Origin of the sequence: Streptomyces pallidus (ex Mingjun et al. 2026), assembly GCF_051550185.1 — a bacterium.
Taxonomy (GTDB): domain Bacteria; phylum Actinomycetota; class Actinomycetes; order Streptomycetales; family Streptomycetaceae; genus Streptomyces.
On record NZ_CP196181.1, the window covers coordinates 323,455 to 343,441 of the forward strand.

At 72.1% G+C, this 19,987-nt stretch carries 17 protein-coding genes; 7 read left to right on the forward strand and 10 right to left on the reverse strand.

Features of this window, described 5'->3' with window-relative positions; genetic code table 11:
* The first annotated feature begins 468 nt into the window (after positions 1-468).
* Positions 469-1,050, forward strand: coding sequence for a DinB family protein (locus tag ACSHWO_RS01630; protein ID WP_438309718.1), 582 nt, complete (start codon positions 469-471; stop codon positions 1,048-1,050).
* 137 nt (positions 1,051-1,187) lie between these two features.
* Here ACSHWO_RS01630 and ACSHWO_RS01635 read toward each other — a convergent pair whose 3' ends face one another.
* The 3 genes from ACSHWO_RS01635 to ACSHWO_RS01645 all read right to left on the reverse strand — a co-directional run bounded on the left by ACSHWO_RS01635 (position 1,188) and on the right by ACSHWO_RS01645 (position 4,928).
* Entirely contained in the window at positions 1,188-3,332 is a 2,145-nt protein-coding gene (locus ACSHWO_RS01635; RefSeq protein ID WP_438309719.1) for a xanthine dehydrogenase family protein molybdopterin-binding subunit, read from the reverse strand.
* An 85-nt stretch (positions 3,333-3,417) separates the two neighbouring features.
* A complete protein-coding gene (locus ACSHWO_RS01640; protein WP_438309720.1) occupies positions 3,418-4,425 on the reverse strand; it encodes an FAD binding domain-containing protein in 1,008 nt (335 codons plus the stop codon).
* Positions 4,422-4,928, reverse strand: coding sequence for a (2Fe-2S)-binding protein (locus ACSHWO_RS01645; RefSeq protein ID WP_385848594.1), 507 nt, complete (start codon positions 4,926-4,928; stop codon positions 4,422-4,424). The genes ACSHWO_RS01640 and ACSHWO_RS01645 overlap by 4 nt, the downstream gene beginning before the upstream one ends.
* Positions 4,929-5,092: 164 nt before the next feature.
* Here ACSHWO_RS01645 and ACSHWO_RS01650 point away from each other — a divergent pair, with 164 nt between their 5' ends.
* Positions 5,093-5,458 carry a hypothetical protein gene (locus tag ACSHWO_RS01650; RefSeq protein ID WP_438309721.1) on the forward strand — a complete coding sequence of 122 codons (366 nt, stop codon included), beginning with the start codon at positions 5,093-5,095 and terminating at the stop codon, positions 5,456-5,458.
* 75 nt (positions 5,459-5,533) lie between these two features.
* Here ACSHWO_RS01650 and ACSHWO_RS01655 read toward each other — a convergent pair whose 3' ends face one another.
* A complete protein-coding gene (locus ACSHWO_RS01655; protein ID WP_438309722.1) occupies positions 5,534-6,304 on the reverse strand; it encodes a hypothetical protein in 771 nt (256 codons plus the stop codon).
* A gap of 223 nt (positions 6,305-6,527) precedes the next feature.
* Between ACSHWO_RS01655 and ACSHWO_RS01660 the strand changes: the two genes are divergently transcribed.
* Positions 6,528-7,625 (forward strand): ASCH domain-containing protein, encoded by a 1,098-nt coding sequence (locus ACSHWO_RS01660; RefSeq protein ID WP_438309723.1) that lies wholly within the window; start codon positions 6,528-6,530, stop codon positions 7,623-7,625.
* Between the two features lie 103 nt (positions 7,626-7,728).
* Here the strand turns inward: ACSHWO_RS01660 and ACSHWO_RS01665 are convergent, their stop codons facing one another.
* From ACSHWO_RS01665 to ACSHWO_RS01675, 3 genes are all read right to left on the reverse strand, one after another.
* Positions 7,729-9,441 carry a glycerol-3-phosphate dehydrogenase/oxidase gene (locus tag ACSHWO_RS01665; RefSeq protein WP_438309724.1) on the reverse strand — a complete coding sequence of 571 codons (1,713 nt, stop codon included), beginning with the start codon at positions 9,439-9,441 and terminating at the stop codon, positions 7,729-7,731.
* Positions 9,442-9,482: 41 nt separating this feature from the next.
* Complete coding sequence (gene glpK, locus ACSHWO_RS01670) at positions 9,483-11,000, reverse strand: glycerol kinase GlpK (protein WP_404236108.1); 1,518 nt, start codon at positions 10,998-11,000, stop codon at positions 9,483-9,485.
* A gap of 95 nt (positions 11,001-11,095) precedes the next feature.
* Positions 11,096-11,944, reverse strand: a complete 849-nt coding sequence (locus ACSHWO_RS01675) for an MIP/aquaporin family protein (protein ID WP_438309725.1) — start codon at positions 11,942-11,944, stop codon at positions 11,096-11,098.
* 358 nt (positions 11,945-12,302) lie between these two features.
* On the opposite strand from ACSHWO_RS01675, the gene dhaK reads away from it, so the two are divergent.
* The 3 genes from dhaK (at position 12,303) to ACSHWO_RS01690 (ending at position 14,602) form a co-directional block, all read left to right on the forward strand.
* Positions 12,303-13,307, forward strand: coding sequence for a dihydroxyacetone kinase subunit DhaK (gene dhaK / locus ACSHWO_RS01680; protein WP_438309727.1), 1,005 nt, complete (start codon positions 12,303-12,305; stop codon positions 13,305-13,307).
* 155 nt (positions 13,308-13,462) lie between these two features.
* The gene (locus ACSHWO_RS01685) at positions 13,463-13,891 is read left to right on the forward strand and encodes a hypothetical protein (RefSeq protein WP_438309728.1); all 429 of its coding nucleotides are present in this window, start codon (positions 13,463-13,465) and stop codon (positions 13,889-13,891) included.
* 258 nt (positions 13,892-14,149) lie between these two features.
* On the forward strand, positions 14,150-14,602 hold the full coding sequence (locus ACSHWO_RS01690) for a hypothetical protein (RefSeq protein WP_438309729.1): 453 nt from the start codon (positions 14,150-14,152) through the stop codon (positions 14,600-14,602).
* A gap of 148 nt (positions 14,603-14,750) precedes the next feature.
* Here the strand turns inward: ACSHWO_RS01690 and ACSHWO_RS01695 are convergent, their stop codons facing one another.
* The 3 genes from ACSHWO_RS01695 to ACSHWO_RS01705 are packed head-to-tail and all read right to left on the reverse strand — an operon-like array spanning position 14,751 to position 19,300.
* Positions 14,751-16,178 (reverse strand): extracellular solute-binding protein, encoded by a 1,428-nt coding sequence (locus tag ACSHWO_RS01695; RefSeq protein WP_438309730.1) that lies wholly within the window; start codon positions 16,176-16,178, stop codon positions 14,751-14,753.
* A complete protein-coding gene (locus ACSHWO_RS01700) occupies positions 16,175-18,952 on the reverse strand; it encodes a caspase family protein (RefSeq protein WP_438309731.1) in 2,778 nt (925 codons plus the stop codon). Before ACSHWO_RS01700 ends, ACSHWO_RS01695 begins: the two co-directional genes overlap by 4 nt.
* Before the next feature lie 3 nt (positions 18,953-18,955).
* Complete coding sequence (locus tag ACSHWO_RS01705) at positions 18,956-19,300, reverse strand: hypothetical protein (RefSeq protein ID WP_438309732.1); 345 nt, start codon at positions 19,298-19,300, stop codon at positions 18,956-18,958.
* Positions 19,301-19,627: 327 nt separating this feature from the next.
* Between ACSHWO_RS01705 and ACSHWO_RS01710 the strand changes: the two genes are divergently transcribed.
* Positions 19,628-19,927: a hypothetical protein gene (locus tag ACSHWO_RS01710; protein ID WP_438309733.1), complete on the forward strand. Its 300-nt coding sequence runs from the start codon at positions 19,628-19,630 to the stop codon at positions 19,925-19,927.
* The last annotated feature ends 60 nt before the right edge of the window (positions 19,928-19,987 follow it).

Sequence of the window (19,987 nt, forward strand, 5' to 3'; positions counted from 1 at the left end):
GATCCGAGTGGGACGAGCGGACCGCGGTCGCTCCGTGCGGCGGCGATCCTCCTTGCTCCACGCGCGCCGCGAGGGACTCTCCGCAGGGCTCGTCGTCCTCGGGGAGCCCCACGGCGATGGCGCGCCGGCTCCGCGTCCGCCGGCCAGGACGCGAACGTGGGCTGCCGCTCAAGGACGAGGCCGGTCCGGAAAGCCTCGCACCGTGCGGCGTGCTCGATGAGACCGCCGATGCTCAGCCGGCTCGCAGAGGCCGCCGTGCGAGCCTGCTCTTCGGCAGACCGTAAGCCGTGACCCGTAGCGCGCGTTGTCGGCGGTCCAGGCAGGTGGTCAGCGCTGTGCGCTCCTCGGCGACGGGCGGGACGCCTCTCCGCCTGATACCTCAGCGGCACGCCCCGATCTTGCGCAAGGAACTGAAAGTTTTTTCACGAGGGGTTGACCAGCCCTTTCTCCGGGAGAGAGGGTCAGCCCATGCCCGCACACGTACCGCCGATCGCCGACGAGCGCGAAGGCCTTCTCGCCTACCTCACCCACCAGCGCCAGGCTCTGCGCGCCACCGCCCACGGACTGACGGACGATCAGGCGAGGATGACGCCCACCGCCAGCGAACTGAGCATCGGCGGTCTCATCAAGCACGCCGCGCGGTGCGAGGCCGGATGGACCGACCTGATCCTCCAGCGGGAGCGCGGCCCACAGCGGACGGCAGACGAGAGCGACTCCGCCGAATTCGTGCTCACCGGGGAGGAGACGCTCGCGGACGTACTGGACCAGTACGAGTCCGCCGCCCGGGAGACGGACGCGGTGATCGCCGCAACAGCCGATCTGGGCCAGGCCGTGCCCGTCCCCCAGGGACTGCCGTGGTTCCCCGCCGACGTGAAGAACTGGTCCGTTCGCTGGGTGCTGCTGCACCTCATCGAGGAGACCTCCCGACACGGCGGTCACGCCGACATCATCCGCGAAACCATCGACGGCGCCACCCTGTTCCCCCTGCTGGCCGCCGCCGAGCAGTGGCCCGACCCGTGGTTCCAGCCCTGGCAGCCCCCGACCGGCTGAACAACGGGCGGCAGCAGCGCCGGGGCGGCCCGGCAGGGCCGCCCTGAAGGTGCTCGGTCACCGGCGTCCGAGGGCGTCGCGGCTCCACCCGGTGCCGGTGTGCTCCGTGCTCGGCACCGCCGGAGACCGTGGCGGGTTCAGGGCCCGGAGGACAGGGCGGTGAGCACCCGGTCCGGGGTGAGGGGAAGGGTCCGGATCCGGCGTCCGGTCGCCCGGGCCACGGCATTGCCGACCGCCGCGGCCGTGCCCACGATGCCGATCTCGCCGATGCCCTTGCTGCCCATGGGGTTGAGGTGCTTGTCGTGTTCGTCGAGCCAGGCCACCTGGATATCCGGTACGTCCGCGTGCACGGGTACGTGGTACGAGGCCAGGTCGACGGCCGTGAAGTCCCCGAACCCGGGGTCGAGGGCACTGCCCTCCGTCAGGGCCATGCCCAGCCCCATCACCATGCCCCCGACGAGCTGCGAGCGCGCGGTGTCGGGGTTGAGGATCCGCCCCGCGGCGAACACGCCGAGCATCCGGGCCACGCGTACTTCGCCGGTCACCGTGTCCACCCGGACCTCGGCGAACTGCGCCCCGAAGGCATGCCGTGCGTAGGGTGACCGCTGCTTCGCCGACGCCGTGGTGTCCGCGGAGACCGTCAGCCCGCCGTCCGGGACGGCACCGCCGTGCCGTGCCACCGACGAGGCCAGGGCCACGCACGCGTCGTGCACGGCCCACCCCCAGGACCCCGTCCCCGAGGAGCCCCCGGCCAGCGAGGCGGCGGGCAGTCCCGTGTTGCCGATCGCCACGGCGACCCGTTCCGGCGCCACGCCGAGGGTCTCGGCGGCGATGTCACCGAGCACGGTCCGCGCGCCCGTGCCGATGTCCGTGGCATTGACCTCGACCAGATAGGTGCCGTCGGCCCGGGCGTGGGCCCTCGCCGAGGACGCGGCCGCCCACACCGGATACGTCGACGCGGCGACGCCGGCTCCGATGAGCAGGCTGCCCTCCCGCCGGGGCGCCCGACACGCGGGCCACGCGAACCGGGTGGCTCCCGCCCGGAGGCACTCCACGAGTCCGCGGCTGCTGAAGGGGCGGCCGCTGTCGGGTTCGGCCTGCGGTTCGTTGCGGATGCGCAGGGCGACGGGGTCCATTCCCAGGGCGTCCGCGAGTTCGTCCATGGCCGACTCCAGGGCGTACATGCCCGGAGCCTCTCCGGGGGCCCGCATCCAGGAGGGGGTGGGCACGTCCAGTGGCACGACCTCGTGCGCCGTGAGGAGCGCCGGCGCGGCGTACATGACGCGGGCGGGGACGGCTGCCTGCTCGACGAACTCGCGTACCCGGGAGGTGTGGGTGGTCACCTCGTGGGCCACTGCCGTGAGGGTGCCGTCCTCGCGCGCCCCCAGCCGCAGCCGGTGCAGCGTGGCCGCCCGATGGCCGACCACCGCGGCCATGTGACGGCGTGGGAGCGCGAGTTTGACGGGGCGCCCGGTGCGCAGGGAGGCCATCACGGCGAGCACGACGTGCGGCCGCGGGGTGCCCTTGGCGCCGAAGCCGCCCCCGACGTGACCCGAGTCGACGGTGATGCGCTCTTCGGGCAGGTCGAACAGGGAGGCCAGAACGGTGCGGACCATCGTCGACCCCTGGCTGGAGTCGTACACGGTCAGGTGCTCCGCAGCCGGGTCCCAGTGGGCGGTGGCGGCGTGCGGTTCCATGGGGTGGTTGTGCAGCGGCGGAACCGTGTACCGGCAGTCGACGCGGACGGGGGCCGTGCGGAAGGCGGCGGTGGCGTCGCCCTTCGACCGGACGGCCGGATAACCGCCGTTGACCTGGTCGGGCGTGTACGCACCCGGGTGCTCCTCGCGCAGCGTGACGTCGAAACCGGTGGTCTCGTACGCGATACGGACGGCTTCGGCGCATGCCTGGGCCGCCTCGGGCCCCTCGGCGACGGCCAGGGCCACGTACCAGCCGCGGTGCGGTACCTGGGGTCCTTGGAGCACCAGCAGCGTCGGGTCGTCGGCGGCTCCCAGCCGCGGCGCGTCGAAGGGGGTGAGGACGGCGACGGCGCCCGGCACGGCGAGGGCTGCGGCGGTGTCGACGGTCAGCACCCGGCCCGGGCCGACGGTGGCGGGGACCGGACAGGCGTGGAGGCAGCCGGGCGGCGTGTGGTCGGCGGCGTAGCGGGCACGGCCGGTGACCTTCTCGGGCCCCTCCCGCCGGACGGCGCGCCTCCCCGGCACAATGGCCTGCGCAGTGGGCTGCGCGGTGGCCTGCGCGGTGGAGGGGAATTCCGCTTTCATGATCGCTCCCGTCGCTCCCGTCGCTCCCGTCTCTGCCGTCGCTCCCGTTGCTTCGTCCGCCCGGTGGCGCCTCGCAGCCCACCGATCAGGTGGGCCCGGTGGAGACGCAGGCCGAGACGAGGCCGTCGAGCACCTCACAGGCCAGGTTGCGCGCCAGCTCCACCTTGAACGCGTTGTCGGGCCGTGGACGTGCTCTGCTCAGCTCGGCCTCCACCGCGGTGCGCAGGACGCCCGCAGCGGGTTCCTCGCCCAGCAGGAGCTCTTCGGCCGTGCGGGCCCGCCAGGGGCGGTGGGCGAGCCCGCCGAAGGCCAGCGCCACGCGCCGCACGCGGCCGTCCGACAGCTCCAGGAGCGCGGCGACCGAGACCAGGGCGAAGGCGTACGAGGCCCGGTCGCGGACCTTGCGGTACCGCGACGGCACGCCGAAGGCTCCGGCCGGGAGCAGGACGGCGGTCAGGAGCTCGCCCGGCTCCAGCAGGGTGTCCCGCTCCGGCCGGTCGCCGGGCAGCCGGATGAAGTCGCCGACGGGAACGGTCCGGAGCCTCCCGTCGGCGGGACCGAGGAGTTCCACCTCGGCGTCGACGGCGGCCAGCGCCACGGCGAGGTCGGAGGGGTGGGTGGCGACGCAGGACGGGGAGTGGCCGAGGACGGCGTGGTCCCGGGTGATGCCGTCGAGGGCGCCGCAGCCGCTTCCGGGGCGGCGTTTGTTGCAGGGTTTGGCGGTGTCCTGGAAGTAGGGGCAGCGTGTGCGCTGGAGGAGGTTGCCGCCCGTGGTCGCCATGTTGCGTATCTGGGCGGAGGCCCCGGACAGCAGGGCCTGGGCCACGACGGGGCACCCGCCGACGAGCGGGTGGGCGGCCAGGTCGGCGTTGCGGACGCCGGCACCGATCCGCAGCCCGCCGTCGGACGTACGCGTCACGCTGCTGTCGAGGAGCCGGCTCACGTCCACGACGGTGTCCGGCTCGGCCACGCCCAGCTTCATCAGGTCCACGAGGTTGGTGCCGCCGGCCAGGTAGGCGGAGCCCGGCCGGCCGCCGTGCGCCTCAACCGCACCGGCCAGGTCGGCGGGTCGGACGTACGCGAACGCCTTCATGCGATCACGTCCCGGACGGCGTCGACGATCCGGGGGTAGGCCCCGCAGCGGCACAGGTTGCCGCTCATGCGCTCCGCGATCTCGGCCCTGTCCCACCGCGACGGTTCCCGGGCTTCTCCGCCGTCCCGGGCCCCTTCGGAGAGCATGCCTACGGCCGAGCACAGCTGTCCCGGTGTGCAGTACCCGCACTGGAAGGCGTCCCGGGCCAGGAAAGCCTCCTGCAGGGGGTGGAGCCGCCCCTCGGTGGCCAGTCCCTCGACGGTCGTCACCTGCGCCCCGTCCACGGCGGCGGCGAGCACCAGGCAGCTGTCCACGCGCCTCCCGTCCAGCAGGACGGTGCACGCTCCGCACTGCCCGTGGTCGCAGCCCTTCTTCGCCCCGGTGAGCCCGAGGTGCTCACGGAGCGCGTCGAGAAGCGTCACCCTGTGGTCCACGTGCAGGGTGTGCGTCTCACCGTTGACGTGGAGCACCACGTCCGAGGTGAAGCCGTCGCCTCCGCTCATGCCCTACCTCCGGGGCGCGTCTGTTCGTTCTTCCGCCCTCCGTTCCTACGGTATGCCTACGGCTCCCCCGCGGCTCGTGATCTTGCCGGACGCCCTTTCCTTCCGTGGCATCTCCCCTACGCTTGCCAGGGTCACGGCCAAGATCGAACGAGGGGGGAACACCCATGCCGTACGAGATCGGCGCCAAGGTGAGGCTGACCCGGGACGTGCAGATCACCGCGAACGACACCCCGGTCAGGATCGGCTTCCCAGGTCCGCTGTTCCTGGGCGAGGGCTTGGAGGGCATCGTCACGGGCGCGGGACAGGCAGCCAGCAGCTTCGCGCAGGAGCAGGTCGCGATGTTCGATCAGCAGATCCGCCAGGTCCAGCTCACGGGCTTCGCGGCCAGCCTCGTCGAGCAATTCCGTCAGCAGGTCGTCGGGCACGGGTCGTACGACGCCGGAGTCGGCTCTCAGATGAGGTACAAGGTGCGCTTCGAAAACGGGTTCGTTCTCGACGGTCTCGGAGAAGACGGGCTGACCCGAGCCTGAGCGTCTGTGCCACCACGCCGCCGCGGTCGGCGGGGGCGTGGTGAACCGGCCGCCGAGCCGGCGCGGCGGCTCTGCTCAGCCCGGGTAGGCGATCGAGCCCAGCGGCGGGCAGGGCATGAGCGTGGTGCCGGCGCCGGGGCGTTCGACGAAGACCCGGCCCGCGGCGGCCCGCAGGCGCTGGGAGTCCAGGTCATCGGCGTACCAGGCATCACGCCTGGCGCGGGCGTAGTCCCACGAGTCGTCGATGAGGCTGAGGCTGGTGTTGCCGGCACTGCGCTGGAAGTCGGCCTGCAGGGCCGCCTGTTGGAGTGCGCTCTGGGTCGCGGCCAGTTCGATGCGGGTGATCAGGACGCCGAGGGTGTCCGGTTCGCGGGTCGGCATGGGGGCCTGCGGGAGCAGCGACACCCCGGTGTCGAGGCGGCCGATGTTGTCCACACTCGCCTGCTGCGCGTCCCTCATCATGATCTGCATTTCCTGGTGCATCCAGTAGAACTCGTCGAGGTCGGCCTGGGTGATGCGTATCCGCTGGTAGAGGGCTTGGAAGCGGGGGTCTTGGTGCAGCGGGCGTATGAGGGGGAGGTGGAGCGCCACGCAGTCGTTGAAGCCGTCCGACACCGCGGCCTCGAGGTGGAGGATGGCCAGGTCCCCCTGCCCCTGAGCGCATGCCAGCCCGGCGAGGCTCGCACGGCCCGCAGCGGCGAGCCACGCACCGTCGGGACCGAGCGCCGTGGCACGCGCGACGACGTCGTGGACGCCCCTGGTGCCCGCCACGGCGGGTCCCTTGGTCAGGATCTCCACCAGCACTTCGTGATAACGGGTGGCCAGTGAGTTGACGGTGTCGACCATGGATCTCCTCGTACCTCGGTGGTGAAGAGCTGCTGGGGCATCAAGTCTGCGGCAGTCCTCAGGAGATGACGGGCGGACCGGGTGAGAGGTTCCCGTCCGAGCCCGGCCCTGCCGGTCGCGCCCGATCCGGCCGTGGCCGCCGGGGTCTGCCGGCGGACGCGGCGGAGCTCCCCGGCCGTCGCGATGCGACGGCCGACAGCATCAACTTCTCCCCACCGTCGACATGACCGACGCACTGCGCCAGATGGCCGCCCAGGGCGGGGAGCCGGGCCCCGACGACGTCGCCGCGCCCAGCCCGCACCGCAGAGACGACGAGCTGCGCTTCGGCGACTACGACACCGCCACCCTCCACATCCCGCCCAGCCCCTGCGACAGCGCTTCGCCTTCCAGGGGACGGCCCCTGACGATGCTCTCTTCCAGGGGTCCGGCGAAGGCAGGCCGAAACCCTGTGGAGCCCGCCTGCGCGGCGTGGAATGATCTTGGGCGAGTGCTGAAGGAAGGGAAGGTCAAAAAGGTGTACGTCCCGTCATCTGTACGAGCTCTCGATGATGACGAGCGTGAGCTCGTGGAGCTGGCACGCCGCACCATAGACGCGCATACCGACGCCGGGCCCGACGAAGACGGGATCCACACGGTGGGCGCCGCGGTCATGGCCGCCGACTACCGGATGTTCGCCGGGGTGAACCTCTACCACTTCACCGGCGGGCCCTGCGCCGAACTCGTGGCTCTGGGAGCTGCGCGGGCCCAGGGCGCCCGCCAGATGCGCTGCATCGTCGCCGTGGGAAACCACGGGCGCGGGGTCATCGGCCCGTGCGGGCGCGATCGGCAGGTCTTCGTGGACTACTACCCCACCATGCGCGTCATCGTGCCCACCCCCGCGGGGCTCAGGTCCGTGCTCGCCGCCGACCTGATGCCGCTGGCTCAGCGATGGACCCCGGAGGCGGGCATGAACGGTCTCGACCCATTGCTCTACCAGGACCCCGAGACGACCGGTCCCCCGATCATCCGGTTCAACCCCCGCTACCTCGACGTCGTCCGCTCCGGCGCCAAGACCAGGACCACCCGCTTCCGGGACCCGGCACAGCCTGGCCCGGCACGGCTGGTGTTCGAGAGCGACCCGGAAGTCGTCCTGCCGGCAGAGGTGACCGGCATCAGGCACTGCCTGGTCGGTGACCTCACCGACCGGGACGCCCAAGCTGAGGGGCTGACGACCGCAGCCGAACTCCGGGAAGCCCTCAAGGGCCACTACCCGGATCTGACGGGAACCGACGAAGTCGACGTCATCACCTTCCGGACCGACGACGAGAAGGGCGCCGCCTAAGCCGCGGATGCGCCGACGACGGCAGGCGGGCCGCGAGCAACACCGAGGCCTCGAACTGCGCAGACGCACCGCCGAGCACGGCACCCGATGGTCTGGAGCCCGGTCAGTTCACCGGGATGATGTCGGGGGCGCCGAGCCGGACGGCGTCGGCGGTCCGGTCGTCCGGTTGTTGCTGGGCCTCGCGTTCCGCGGCCACACGCTTCAGGTAGTGGTCGACCTCGCGCTCCTGGTGCGCCCGGTCCCATCCCAGGTGGGGCGCCATCATCCGGGCCACGGTCGGCGCCGCGTCCACCCCGCGGTCCCAGGACTCGATGGAGATCCGGGTGCGCCGGGCGAGCACGTCCTCCAGGTGGCGGGCCGCCTCGTGGGTGACCGCGTAGACGGCCTCGACCCTCAGGTAGTCGTCGGAGCTCGGCAGTGCCTCGCCGAGCGAGGGGTCGGCCGCCACCAGGGCGAGCAGTTCGGGCGCCAGGGAGCCGTAGCGGTTCAGGAGGTGTTCGATGCGGGCGACATGGAGCCCGGAGCGCTCGGCGAGCCGGTGCCGGGAGTTCCACAGTGCCGGGTAGCCGTCGGCGCCCAGCAGCGGGACGCGGTGCGTGACGCAGTCGGGGACCTTCTCGTCCAGCGCCCGGGCGGCCTCGTCGACCGCGTGCTGGGCCATCACCCGGTACGTGGTGTACTTGCCGCCCGCCACCACCACGAGGCCGGGCACCGGATGGGCGACGAGGTGTTCCCGGGACAGCTTGCTGGTCTCCGCCGCCTCGCCGGACAGCAGGGGGCGCAGGCCCGCGTAGACACCCTCGACGTCCTCGGGGACCAGGGGGGTGGCCAGGACGCTGTTGACGTGTTCCAGCAGGTAGGTGACGTCCTTGGAACTGAGGGCGGGGTGGGCCTTGTCGAGCGTCCAGTCGGTGTCGGTGGTCCCGATGATCCAGTGCCGGCCCCAGGGAATGACGAAGAGCACGCTCTTCTCGGTGCGCAGGATCAGACCGGTGCGGGAGTTGATGCGGTCACGGGGAACGAGCAGGTGGACGCCCTTGGAGGCGCGGACGTGGAACTGGCCGCGGGTGCCGGCCATGGCCTGCGTGTCGTCCGTCCACACCCCGGTCGCGTTGATGACCTGCTTGGCCCGGACCTCCGTCTCGTCGCCGCTCTCCAGGTCCGTGACGACGGCGCCGACCACGCGCTCGCCCTGGCGCAGGAAGCGGCTGACGCGGGTGCGGTTCGCGGTCAGTGCCCCGTACGAGGCGGCCGTACGGGTGAGGAACAGGGTGTGCCGGGCATCGTCGACCTGGGCGTCCCAGTACTGGATGGCGCCCACCAGGGCGTCGGACCGCAGGGCGGGCGCTTCGCGCAGGGCGGCGCGCCTGCTCAGGTGGCGGTGGCGGGGCAGGCCTCCGGAGGTCCCGGAGGCCCGGGCCATCGCGTCGTACAGCAGCACACCGCTGCCGACGTACCAGCGCTCGGTGGCGCGGTGTTGCAGCGGGTAGAGGAACGGAACCGGGCGCACCAGGTGCGGGGCGAGGAACCGGAGCAGAAGGCCCCTTTCCTTGAGGGCTTCGGCGACGAGTCGGAAGTCGAGCATCTCCAGGTAGCGCAGGCCGCCGTGGATGAGTTTGCTGGAGCGGCTGGACGTGCCCGAGGCCCAGTCGCGGGCTTCGACGAGTCCGACGCTCAGGCCCCGGGTGGCGGCGTCAAGGGCGGTTCCGCTGCCGACGACGCCGCCTCCGACGACGAGGATGTCGAGTTCACCCTTGCCCATGGCGGCGAGGGCCTGGGTGCGGGCCCCGGGTGACAGGGCCACCGGATCGACCATGGTCGCTCTCCTCCTCGGTGCCGCGGGCGGGGCGGCTGCAGCTATTCGACCTTGGCCCAGTCGAGCGTCCGCTCCACCGCCCGCTTCCAGCCCTCGTACCCTTCCCTGCGTCGTTCCTCCGGCCACTGGGGGGCCCAGCGCTTCGACTCCTGCCAGTGGGTGCGCAGTTCGTCCGTGTCCCGCCAGAAGCCGGTGGCGAGGCCGGCCGCGTAGGCGGCGCCGAGCGCGGTCGTCTCGGCGACGACGGGACGGCTGACCGGTACGCCGAGGACGTCGGCCTGGGTCTGCATGCAGAGGTCGTTGGCCGTGACACCACCGTCCACCTTGAGCACGTCGAGGTGGACGCCGGAGTCCTGTTCCATGGCTTCCACCACGTCGCGGGTCTGGTAGCAGATGGCTTCCAGGGTCGCCCGGGCCAGGTGGCCGTTGTCGTGGTAGCGGGCCAGGCCGACGATCGCGCCGCGGGCGTCGGAACGCCAGTATGGGGCGAACAGGCCGGAGAAGGCCGGGACGAAGTAGATGCCGCCGCTGTCCTCGACGGTGCTCGCCAGGCGCTCGCTCTCGGCGGCATCTCCGATGATCTTCAGCTGGTCGCGCAGCCACTGCACGGCAGAGCCCGTCACCGCGATGGATCCTTCGAGGGCGTAGACCGCCGGGCTGTCGCCGAACTGGTACGCCACGGTCGTCAGCAGGCCGTGTTGCGAACGGACCAGTTCCGTCCCGGTGTTGAGCACCAGGAAGTTGCCGGTTCCGTAGGTGTTCTTCGCCTCGCCGGGGGCGTAGCAGACCTGGCCGACGGTCGCCGCCTGCTGGTCGCCGAGGACACCGGTGATCGGGATGGCTTCGCGCAGCGGGCGGGAGGTGCGGGTGCGCCCGTACGCCTCCGGGTGGGAGGACGGGTTGATGGTGGGCAGCATGGCCCGGGGTACGCCGAAGAAGCCGAGCAGTTCGTCGTCCCAGTCGAGGGTCTCCAGATCCATGAGCATCGTGCGGCTGGCGTTGGTGACATCGGTGGCGTGGACGCCGCCATCGGGTCCACCGGTCAGGTTCCACAGCACCCAGCAGTCGGTGTTGCCGAAGAGGGCGTGCCCCTGCTCGGCGGCCTCCCGCACGCCGTCGACGTTCTCGAGGATCCACTGGATCTTGCCGCCCGAGAAGTACGTGGCCGGTGGAAGCCCCGCCTTGCGGCGGATGACGTCGCCCTGGCCACCGCGCTCCAGGGCGGCGGCGATGGAGTCGGTACGGGTGTCCTGCCAGACGATGGCGTTGTAGTACGGGCGTCCCGTGCGGGGGTCCCAGACGACGGTCGTCTCGCGCTGGTTGGTGATGCCGACGGCCGCCAGGTCGGAGGCGTCGAGGTTTCCGTGCCGGAGCGCGTTCTGGATCACCGAGTTGGTGCGTTCCCATATCTCCACGGGGTCGTGTTCGACCCACCCCGATCGCGGAAGGATCTGGGAGTGCTCCAGCTGGTGCCGCGCCACCTCGTTGCCGTCGTGGTCGAAGATCATGAAACGGGTGCTCGTGGTCCCCTGGTCCACTGCGCCGACGAAGTCAGCCATGGGGTGCCGCCTCCTTTGGGATGCCGTGTGTGGGGCTGTCGTCCGGTCCGGGACGGGAGGTGTGGTGCCCTGCGCCGCGGTTGCCGCGGATCAGGTCAGCTCTCTTCCGGTGCCGGTACGCGTCCGGGAGGCTCCGGTTCGGCGGTCGGCAGGAACCTGCCGATGAGCAGCTTGTAGATGGCCGCCCCCAGCAGACCGCCGACGAACGGGCCGATGATCGGCACCCAGAAGTAGAAGTTGCCGTACTGGTCCCTCCATGCCGTGCCGTAGCCGGTGATGAAGCTGGCCAGACGGGGGCCGAGGTCACGGGCCGGGTTGATCGCGTACCCGGCGTTGGTGCCCCACGCCATGCCGATCGCGACGACGATCAGGCCGACGATGAACGGTGCCAGGTTGGCTCCGGGCGGCGTGCCCAGCAGGTCCGTCACCGCGAAGATCAGCAGGAGCAGGAGCGCGGTGCCGATGATCTGGTCGCGCAGTGCGCCCCACTCGGTCACCGGCAGGTTCGGGTTCCCGTTGGCCGGGAGCGTGGAGAAGACGCCCTGCGTCTTGATGGTGTGGCCGGGGTCCGCCTTGGCCAACGCCTCGGAGTAGTTCCAGCGGACGATCAGGGCGGCGACGAAGGCTCCGGCGAGCTGGGCCAGCGCGTAGGGGGCCACCCTGCTCCACGGGAAGCCCTTGAAGGCGGCCAGGGCCACGGTCACCGCAGGGTTGAGGTGGGCGCCGCTCAGCCTTGCCGCGGCATAGACGCCCAGGGTCACGCCCAGGCCCCAGGCCCAGGCGATGCTGTCGTGGTTTCCGAGTCCGCCCGCGGGGTCCGTCAGGGCTCCGCCGGCCACCACCTGGGCCACGACACCGCAGCCGAACAAGATGAGGATCATGGTGCCGGCGAACTCGGCTGAGAGTTCCCCGACCAGCCCTGATGATTTGAGCCGCTCACTCATGGGGTTCCCGCTTCCCGCCGACCCGAAGATCGGCATTCGACTGCCCCGAGCCCCCGCTTCAGCGTAAGGCGGGTCGGCCGGGCCGGAAACACGAACCGATCGGTCCTGTCCTGCGCGGGCCACTGCCCGCCCGCTCCGGCACCCCGGTCCTTCCTCGGGTCGTCGCCCGAGTGCTCGCCGATGTCCACGGCATGGCAGCACACTGTTCGTATGGCGCGCCCGCGCTGACGGGCCTGCCCGGCGCTCAGTGCTCGGTGCTCGGTGCTCGGTGCCCCTGCTCCTTGCTTCGAGCTCCGTGCTCCGCGCTCCGTGAAGGGGCCGGGCTGCTCACACACCGGTTCCGACCGGGAGGCACACGATGAAAATGCTGATCAACACTCCGCAGACCGTGGTCGCCGACGCCCTGCGCGGGCTGGCCGCGGCCCACCCGGAACTGGACGTGGACACCGAGGCCCGGATCGTCGTACGCCGGGACGCGCGGCAGGGTGGTCGGGTCGGTCTGGTCTCCGGTGGCGGTTCCGGACACGAGCCCTTGCACGCAGGCTTCGTAGGACCCGGAATGCTGTCCGCCGCCTGTCCCGGTGAGGTGTTCACCTCGCCCGTGCCCGACCAGATGGCGCGAGCGGCCAAGGCCGTTGACTCCGGCCGGGGAGTCCTGTTCGTCGTCAAGAACTACACCGGGGACGTACTGAACTTCAACATGGCGGCCGAGCTCGTCGAGGAGGACGGCATCCGGGTCGAGCAGGTGCTGGTCAACGACGACGTCGCCGTGACCGACAGCCTCTACACCGATGGGCGTCGCGGCACGGGGGGAACGCTCTTCGTCGAGAAGATCGCCGGTGCGGCGGCGGAGGAGGGCGCGCCGCTCGAGCAGGTCGCCGCGATCGCCCGGCGGGTCAACGAGGCCTGCGCCAGCTTCGGCGTGGCGCTGACGGCCTGCACCACCCCCGCCAAGGGCAGTCCCACCTTCGACCTGCCGGACGACGAGCTCGAGCTGGGAATCGGGATCCACGGCGAGCCGGGCCGCAAGCGGCACCCGATGATGCCCGCAGGGGAGATCGCGGAAGTCGCGGTGGGTGCCGTGCTGGATGACATGGCGAATGCGGCCCCGGTAGACGGGCCGGTGCTGGCCCTGGTGAACGGTATGGGCGCGACGCCGCTCCTGGAGCTGTACGGCTTCCATGCGGAGGTGGCGCGGGTGCTGGCGGCTCGAAGCGTCACCGTGGCCCGGACCCTCGTGGGCAACTACGTCACCTCGCTGGACATGGCCGGGTGCTCGGTGACGCTGTGCCGGGCCGACGAGGACATGCTGCGGCTGTGGGACGCACCGGTGCAGACGGCAGCACTGCGCTGGGGCCGCTGACCGTGAACGGCTGGCGCCAGACGGCTCGTTTATGGCGGCCTGGCCATCCTCCAAGACCCGCTTCCGCCTCCGCACCGCCAGGCGGAGGAGGGTCCGGGGGCGCCGGCCGGCCTCCCGGTCTCGCCGTTCGGACACGAGGACGATCGGGGGTTCCCATGTACTTCCGCCAACTCACGGTGGCCTGCGCCGCGCTCGCCTCACTCGCCCTGTCCGCCGCGCCGGCCGCCCCGGCACAGCAGGCCGTCGCCACCGACATCTCGCGCACCAGCCCCTACGGCCAGCTCAGCGCGACGGCGTACTGGCAGTCACGCGGCTCCCTGACGATCCCCGCGTCGTCGCTGGGCGACACCTGTGGGGACGGCCACCGCTCGTACTGGCAGATCGTGTGGAACCCGGGCACGAGCAGCGAGGGCGCGGGCGGGAAGCGCTACGCGGACGAGTGCAGGACCACGGCCTGGACGGACCCGACCCGCGTGTCCGCGGCCTACGTCCGGTCGATCGACGTGTGGGTGTGCCACCACCGGTGGTGGGGCACCGACGCGTGCGACCGGGCGACGTACCACAACCCCTACTACACCCCTTGACACCCCTTCCGCCGGCCAAGCCTCGCTGGAGGCTGCCGCCGGCCTGGCCGGGACGGGAGCAGCCCGTCGCGACACTGCACCCCCACCCGCCCGGTCCCGCCCACGACGCCACCCGGCCGCGACGGCAGGAACGATCGCTCGCCGCGGCGTACGGCGAAGCGCCGCGGCGGACGACTGGTCGCCGGCAAGCCTCCCGGACGGGCCGCCGATATCCTGGGACCGAGATCGGGGGCTTTCCTCATCCGGAAGGCGGCAACGATGCGGCGTCGGCACCTCATGCTCCTCGCAGCCCCGCTCCTCGCCTCCTCGGTGGCCCTCGCCCCCGCTCACGCGGTGCAGGCCGGAACCGCCGGGGCGAGTGGGGTCAAGCAGGCGGTGAAGGTCACCAAGGTCGAAGTGGTCACCTTGCTGAAGTCGGGGGAGGCCGTCGAGTGCAACGGCACTCCCGTGGCCATGGCCTTCGACGGAAAGGTCACGGCGACCGGGCCGGGCACGGTCCGCTACCACTGGACCGTGAACGCCAGCCGCGCCCGGGTCTCCCCGGGATCCTTCACCTTCGGCGCGGGCACCTCCACCAAGGTCGTGCTCCAGGTCGTGGACATGCCGGCGCCCAGGAACGCCAAGGCGGTGACCGGCTACGTCACGCTCCACCTGCCGGACCAGAAGAAGAGCGTCCGCAGCGAGCAGGTGACGTTCCCCTGCAAGAAGTGAGCCCGGCGCGGGATTTCTACGTGATCGCGAATCCGGTACTGATGGCGTTTGCGCTCAGGTGAGCGATCGTCGTCAGCAGGGCCACGACATCGACGAGCTGCTCGAACCCGGCCCGAGCTGAGCGGTCCGGTGGCGCGGCAGCGGGTGGTCATCCTCGTGGCAGCGCCTTGCGCAGCCTCGCGTCGAGCTCCTTGGCGAGCTGTGCATCGGACGGCGGGTCGTCGCCCTGGAGGCGGGCCAGTTCGGCCGCGAAGGTCTGGGTGAAGGCACCGTAGAGGGGGGTCCGCGGCCGCTGGACGGCGTTCTCCAGTGCGGGCAGCAGGGTGTCGCGCGCGTAGCCGGGGCGGCCGTGCGCGTCCCTCGGCATCCGGTCGGTGCGCTCGCCCGTCGGGGCGGCGCTGGCCTGGCCGGGCGGCTTCGCCGCCTTGCAGGTCAGCTGGTCGTCCTCGTACGCGGAGAGCCGGGTGGCCGCGAAACCCGCGTCGAGCAGGCAGCGTTCGCTCTCCCTGCCGGTGAGGAACTCGACGAGCTGCCGGGCCGCGGCGCTCCGCTGCGACCCCCGGGCCACGGCCAGGTTCTGGCCGCCCAGCACCGCTCTGCCGGGCAGCGGGGCCACGCCGAGCTGCTCCTCGGACAGGGACTGGTGGAGGGTCCGGTATGCGTACGGCCAGTGGCGCAGGAAGGCGGTGTGGCCGGCCGTGAAGTCGGTGAGGGTGTCCGCCTCGTCGGAGTGGACGGCGTCCGGCAGGGTGTAGGCGGCCTGGGTCCTGTTGCGCATCTCGTCCAGTCCCGTCTTCAGGCCGTCCACGGAACCGGCGTAACGGCCGTCCCCGTCGGTGAGGGCGAAGTCGTCGACGGCGGAGGCGAAGGCCTCGACGCCGTTGACGGTGAGGCCTTCGTAGGACGCGTCGAGCTGCGCCGTCCAGCCCTTCCGGTAGGCGTCGGGCAGCTTTCTTCCCGCGCCGTCGAGGGCGCCGATCAGCTGCTGGACCACGGGCCAGCGGGTGTCCTTGCCGAGGTCGGGGACCGTGATCCCCGCGCTCTTCAGATAGTCGCGGCGGTAGAAGAGCAGCCCGACGTCGCTGTTGAAGGGTACGGCGTACACCGCGTCCTTCCAACGGGCGGTGGCGGCGACGGACTTGACGACGTCGGCGTCGACCAGCGCGTCGGGGAGCGGCTGGACGAGACCCGCGGCGGCGAACTCCGGCACCCAGGTCACGTCGAGGTTGACCACGTCGTACTCGGCGCTGCCGGACTGCAGTGCCCCGAGCAGCTGGCTCCGTTGCTGGTCCGCCGAGCCGGGCAGCTCGACGAGGCGGGCCCGGTAGCCGGAGCCCTTGCGCTCCTGCTCTCCGTTCCACGCCTCGATCAGCTGCTGGCGGATGCCTCCCCTGCCGGTCACGTCCCGGCCGCTGGCCAGCACGATCTCGCCCGGAGCGTCGGCCGCACCCCCCGGTCCGGCCTGCCCGCCGGCAGGTCCGCCGGGTCGGTCGCCCCCGCCGTCGCATCCGGCGGTGAGCAGCAGGGCGAGGAGCACCGCAGTGGAGGCGACGCCCCGCCGTGGGCCGTTCCTCATGCTTCGCCTCCCGTTCCGGTCCTGGCGACCTCGTCCCTCAGCCGGGCGCCGAGGTCGGATCTGGTGTCCAGACAGCGGCCGCCGCTCGCCTCCGAGACGGCCGCGTCCGGTTTGCCCTTGTCGCAGCCGCCGCTGTCCAGCGAGGCCATGACCACCGGGATCTTCTTCTCCCGCACGGACGCGAGCAGGACGTCCAGTCGGCCGCCCTCGGTCAGTCGGTCGTTGTCCTCGTCGTCCGTGATGTAGACGATCAGCTGCGGGTGGTGGTCGTCGGTGCCGCGCCGCGCCATGTCGTCGAGGGCTGCGACCAGCGCCTGGTACGGGTCGGCCTCCCGGTCCCTGATCTTGGCCGTGGCGTCGACGGTGCGCCGGGCCTGCTCGCGCTCGTGCGTCCCGAACGACAGCACCTCGCTGTACGCCCGGCCGGCACCCGGCTCGGTCGCCACGCCCCAGACGCCGTACTCGTCGCGTTCTCCGAGCCCGGCGAGGGACTGCCCGAGGATGCCGGGCGCCCCGCCGGGCCCCTCCCACAGGGCTCCCATCGATCCGGAGGAATCCAGCAGGAAGAGGACCCGTCCGGGCCCGTTCGCTTCCCGGTAGTCCTTCAGCGCCCTGGTCATCGCGGACGGGAGGACGGTTCCGGTGAGCGGCCCCGGGTTCTCCAGTGCTCCGAAGTCACTGAAGACGATGCCGCTGCCCAGGGGCCGGCGGCTGCCCGACGGGCTCCGGAATCCGTCCCTCCCGAATACGGCGAGGCCGCCCCGGGCGCCCGGCCCCTGTTCCGCCTTCTGACCGGCGGCCCCGTTCCCGGCCGTCTTCCCTGTCAGCCAGTCGTGGAAGCGCTCCGCGGCATCGTTGCGCGCCTCCTCGTCCCGACCCGCACCCCGCCACCGCACCCGTACGAACGTCGGGCTCATGCCCGGGACGTCGGCAGGGTACGCGGCCATCCGCCGCGCCCGGGTCATGCTGTCGCAGCCGGTTCCGGTGTGGAGCAGGAACTCCGGCAGCAGGGCGGCCGTCCGCGCGTCCGCGTCGTCGTCGGGCAGGGTGCACAGCAGGTCCGCACCCGTGCGGGAGGGAGGTCCGGTCTGGGCCACGCTGCGTTCGGCGGCGGCCGGGTCCGGCCGTCCCGTGCCGTACAGGCCGACGGTCGCGAGCAGGCCGGCGTCGGTGTACTCCGGGTCCGTGCGCCGTATGTCGGCCCGGTTCTTCAGCGCGGCGGTCAGGGCCGCAAGGCTGCCCACCCGCTCGGAGACCGCCTCGGCGGCCAGGTTCTGCGGAACCGCGAGCACGAGCGGCGAGTACGCGAACGGCTCGGGGTCGGGCCCCAGCTCGACGTAGGTCCGCTCGGTGGCGGCGGGGCGGGCCCGGTCCACGTCCGCGGATACCGCCGGGATCCAGATGTCCGGTTGGGGGCCGATGTCCCGCTGCGGATTGTCGTCGCCCGCCGGCCGCTGCCAGGGGTCGGACTGGCGGCTGAACGCGGCGACGGTCGCGGCGGCTCCGGCGCTGTAGACGGTGATGCCGCTGCGCCTGCACGCGCCGTCCGTCATGTTCTCCTGCGAGGTCAGGTACGCCTCCGCCGCCTTGCGGACGGTCGGTTCGAGGTCGGGGTCGGTGAGCAGCCGGAGTTCGAGCGGAGGCTTGCAGGGGGCGCCGTTCCCGCCGTCGAGGACGGCGAGGCCGCCGATGACGAGGCCGGCGATGGCCGAGGGCACGCCGACGGCGGCTGCCAGTCGCCGCCCGGTGAGGGGCCCGAGCGTGCGGCGGCTCGGCACGATGCACGTGTTGCGTCGGCGGAGCCTCCCGAGCCGGCGGGGTTTGCCCGGCCCGCCGAGCCGGCGTTCGAGGAGCCCGCCGAGCCGGCCGGGCGTGCGGCCGGGGGCGCGGGTCCCCGCGGACAGCGGGCCGTCCGCGGCTGCTGCCGACTGCGGGGAGGCGGCCCCGCCGCCGACCCCGTACGGGCCGCCGAGGGGCCTCGGCGGAGGCACGGGCGATACCTGCGGGGAAGGGGCGGCGAGCAGTACGCCGCCGCCGGATGCCGAGCGGCTCTGCGGCTCCCACGGCTCGGGGGGCTCGCGCAGCGTGCTGTGGTGCGCGGACATGTGGTCCCTGAGCCGGTCGGCGAGTTCGTCGAAGCCGACCTCGCCGCCCTGCCCGTGCAGACCGTCGCGCAGGACGCGGACCAGCTGCCCGGTGAACGGAGTGGGCGTGTCGTCGTCGCCGGCGTCGATGCGGTTGTTGGCCTGCACGCTCATCAGCAGGGAGGTCCGGTGACGCTGCGCGGGGTCGAGCGCGTCCCAGGCCGACGAGGCGTTGCCCGCGTAGCAGCAGTCGAGGATGACGACCACCTGCTCCGCCCGCGTGCGGGAGAGCACGGTGAGGACGCTCTTCCAGGGCACCGCACCGAGGAACACGGACTCGGCGCCCGGGACGATGGTCGCCCGCCCCATCAGCAGCCAGAGCTCGTCACCCGTGCTGGGCACCGCTCCGTGGCCGGAGAAGTAGAGCAGGAGCAGCCCTTCGGCCGCGTCGACCGCGGCACCCAGGCAGCGGTCGAACTCGTCCACGGTGCGCGGTCGGGCGACGGTGATCCCGTCCTCGGCGAACACACCGCCCTCGCGGAGCGACGTCTCCAACCCGGCCAGGTTGAGCTCCACCGCCTTGAGGTCGCCGGGCACGCCGGTGGAGTGCTCGGGCTGTTTGAAGGCGTATTCGGATACTCCGACGATCAGCGCCCGGTTCACCTTCCCCCGGGGGTCGAAGCGCGCCACCGGCTATCTCCCGTCGCCGTCGGGCGCGACCTCGACCTCCGGGGGTTCGCCGCGTTCCACGGCACGGCGGTTCTCCCGCCATGCACGCACCCCGCTCTTCGCCTGCTCGTAGACCTCGTCGAAGAGCTTGGGCGCGGCTGCTCCGACCAGCACCAGCACGATCTCCAGCCCGGCCCCCATCGGGTTGGCGGTGCCGTCCACCGTTGCCGCCCGTTCCCGGATCTCCAGGCAGCCGGCGTCCCTCAGTGCTTCGAGCTTGTGCTCCCGCTCCAGCCACGCCTTCAGTGCCCCGATGTCGCTCTCGCTCGCGCCCTGAGTCAGGCGCACGCGGACTGCGGTATTCGCCATAGCCTCCCCCTCAGCCACAACGTGCCATGATGGCACGCGGGTTGTGCGCGCGGGGAGCCTTCGGCAGGGAAAGGGCCGGCCCCGGTGGCGTGTGACGGGGCGGACCCCTCCGCCTCGGGCAGCCCGTTCCGCCCTCGGCGGGCGCGTCGCGCGTCGACGATGCCGAGCGGTCGCCCGCCGCTGCCCTCTCCTGCGGCGGTGCCGCACGTTCGGGCCGGAGTTCTAGGGGGCGGAACAGGGGTCGGAACCTGTGGTCCGCGGGTTGGCGAGCGGGAAACATGAGTGGCGGCTTTTGCCCAACCTACCCCCTGAATAATGGAGTTGATTATGCGACACCGCATTTCGGCCACTCTGGCCCTTGGGGCCGCCCTCGCCGTCGCCCCCATGGCGACCGCCTCGGCCGCCACCACCCCGACCACCGTCACCGCCGACCAGTGCTTCAAGAACGGCGGCTTCTTCGGCGGCTACAACAGCGACGCCAAGGCGTTCTGCACGCGCGGCGTGTACGACGGCATCCCGTTCGACAAGGACCCGAACCAGGGCTGGTGCCCGGACGGCCAGCACATCGCCTTCCGCTACCTGCAGGGCCTGTTCTGCGTACCCAACGTGCCCACCGTCAAGGGCTGACCTCCTGCGAGCGCAGTGAGCGTGAACTGACAGCCCCGCAGTGGCCCGGCCGGCCGCTGC

What these genes read in the sequence shown, in the direction of transcription:
- ACSHWO_RS01690 (WP_438309729.1), top strand. Translation starts at nt 14,150, where the DNA reads ATGCGGCGTCGGCACCTCATGCTCCTCGCAGCCCCGCTCCTCGCCTCC.
- ACSHWO_RS01645 (WP_385848594.1), bottom strand. Translation starts at nt 4,928, where the DNA reads ATGAGCGGAGGCGACGGCTTCACCTCGGACGTGGTGCTCCACGTCAAC.
- ACSHWO_RS01650 (WP_438309721.1), top strand. Translation starts at nt 5,093, where the DNA reads ATGCCGTACGAGATCGGCGCCAAGGTGAGGCTGACCCGGGACGTGCAG.
- ACSHWO_RS01635 (WP_438309719.1), bottom strand. Translation starts at nt 3,332, where the DNA reads ATGAAAGCGGAATTCCCCTCCACCGCGCAGGCCACCGCGCAGCCCACT.
- ACSHWO_RS01685 (WP_438309728.1), top strand. Translation starts at nt 13,463, where the DNA reads ATGTACTTCCGCCAACTCACGGTGGCCTGCGCCGCGCTCGCCTCACTC.
- ACSHWO_RS01630 (WP_438309718.1), top strand. Translation starts at nt 469, where the DNA reads ATGCCCGCACACGTACCGCCGATCGCCGACGAGCGCGAAGGCCTTCTC.
- glpK (WP_404236108.1), bottom strand. Translation starts at nt 11,000, where the DNA reads ATGGCTGACTTCGTCGGCGCAGTGGACCAGGGGACCACGAGCACCCGT.
- ACSHWO_RS01695 (WP_438309730.1), bottom strand. Translation starts at nt 16,178, where the DNA reads ATGAGGAACGGCCCACGGCGGGGCGTCGCCTCCACTGCGGTGCTCCTC.
- ACSHWO_RS01660 (WP_438309723.1), top strand. Translation starts at nt 6,528, where the DNA reads ATGACCGACGCACTGCGCCAGATGGCCGCCCAGGGCGGGGAGCCGGGC.
- dhaK (WP_438309727.1), top strand. Translation starts at nt 12,303, where the DNA reads ATGAAAATGCTGATCAACACTCCGCAGACCGTGGTCGCCGACGCCCTG.
- ACSHWO_RS01655 (WP_438309722.1), bottom strand. Translation starts at nt 6,304, where the DNA reads ATGGTCGACACCGTCAACTCACTGGCCACCCGTTATCACGAAGTGCTG.
- ACSHWO_RS01710 (WP_438309733.1), top strand. Translation starts at nt 19,628, where the DNA reads ATGCGACACCGCATTTCGGCCACTCTGGCCCTTGGGGCCGCCCTCGCC.
- ACSHWO_RS01705 (WP_438309732.1), bottom strand. Translation starts at nt 19,300, where the DNA reads ATGGCGAATACCGCAGTCCGCGTGCGCCTGACTCAGGGCGCGAGCGAG.
- ACSHWO_RS01675 (WP_438309725.1), bottom strand. Translation starts at nt 11,944, where the DNA reads ATGAGTGAGCGGCTCAAATCATCAGGGCTGGTCGGGGAACTCTCAGCC.
- ACSHWO_RS01665 (WP_438309724.1), bottom strand. Translation starts at nt 9,441, where the DNA reads ATGGTCGATCCGGTGGCCCTGTCACCCGGGGCCCGCACCCAGGCCCTC.
- ACSHWO_RS01640 (WP_438309720.1), bottom strand. Translation starts at nt 4,425, where the DNA reads ATGAAGGCGTTCGCGTACGTCCGACCCGCCGACCTGGCCGGTGCGGTT.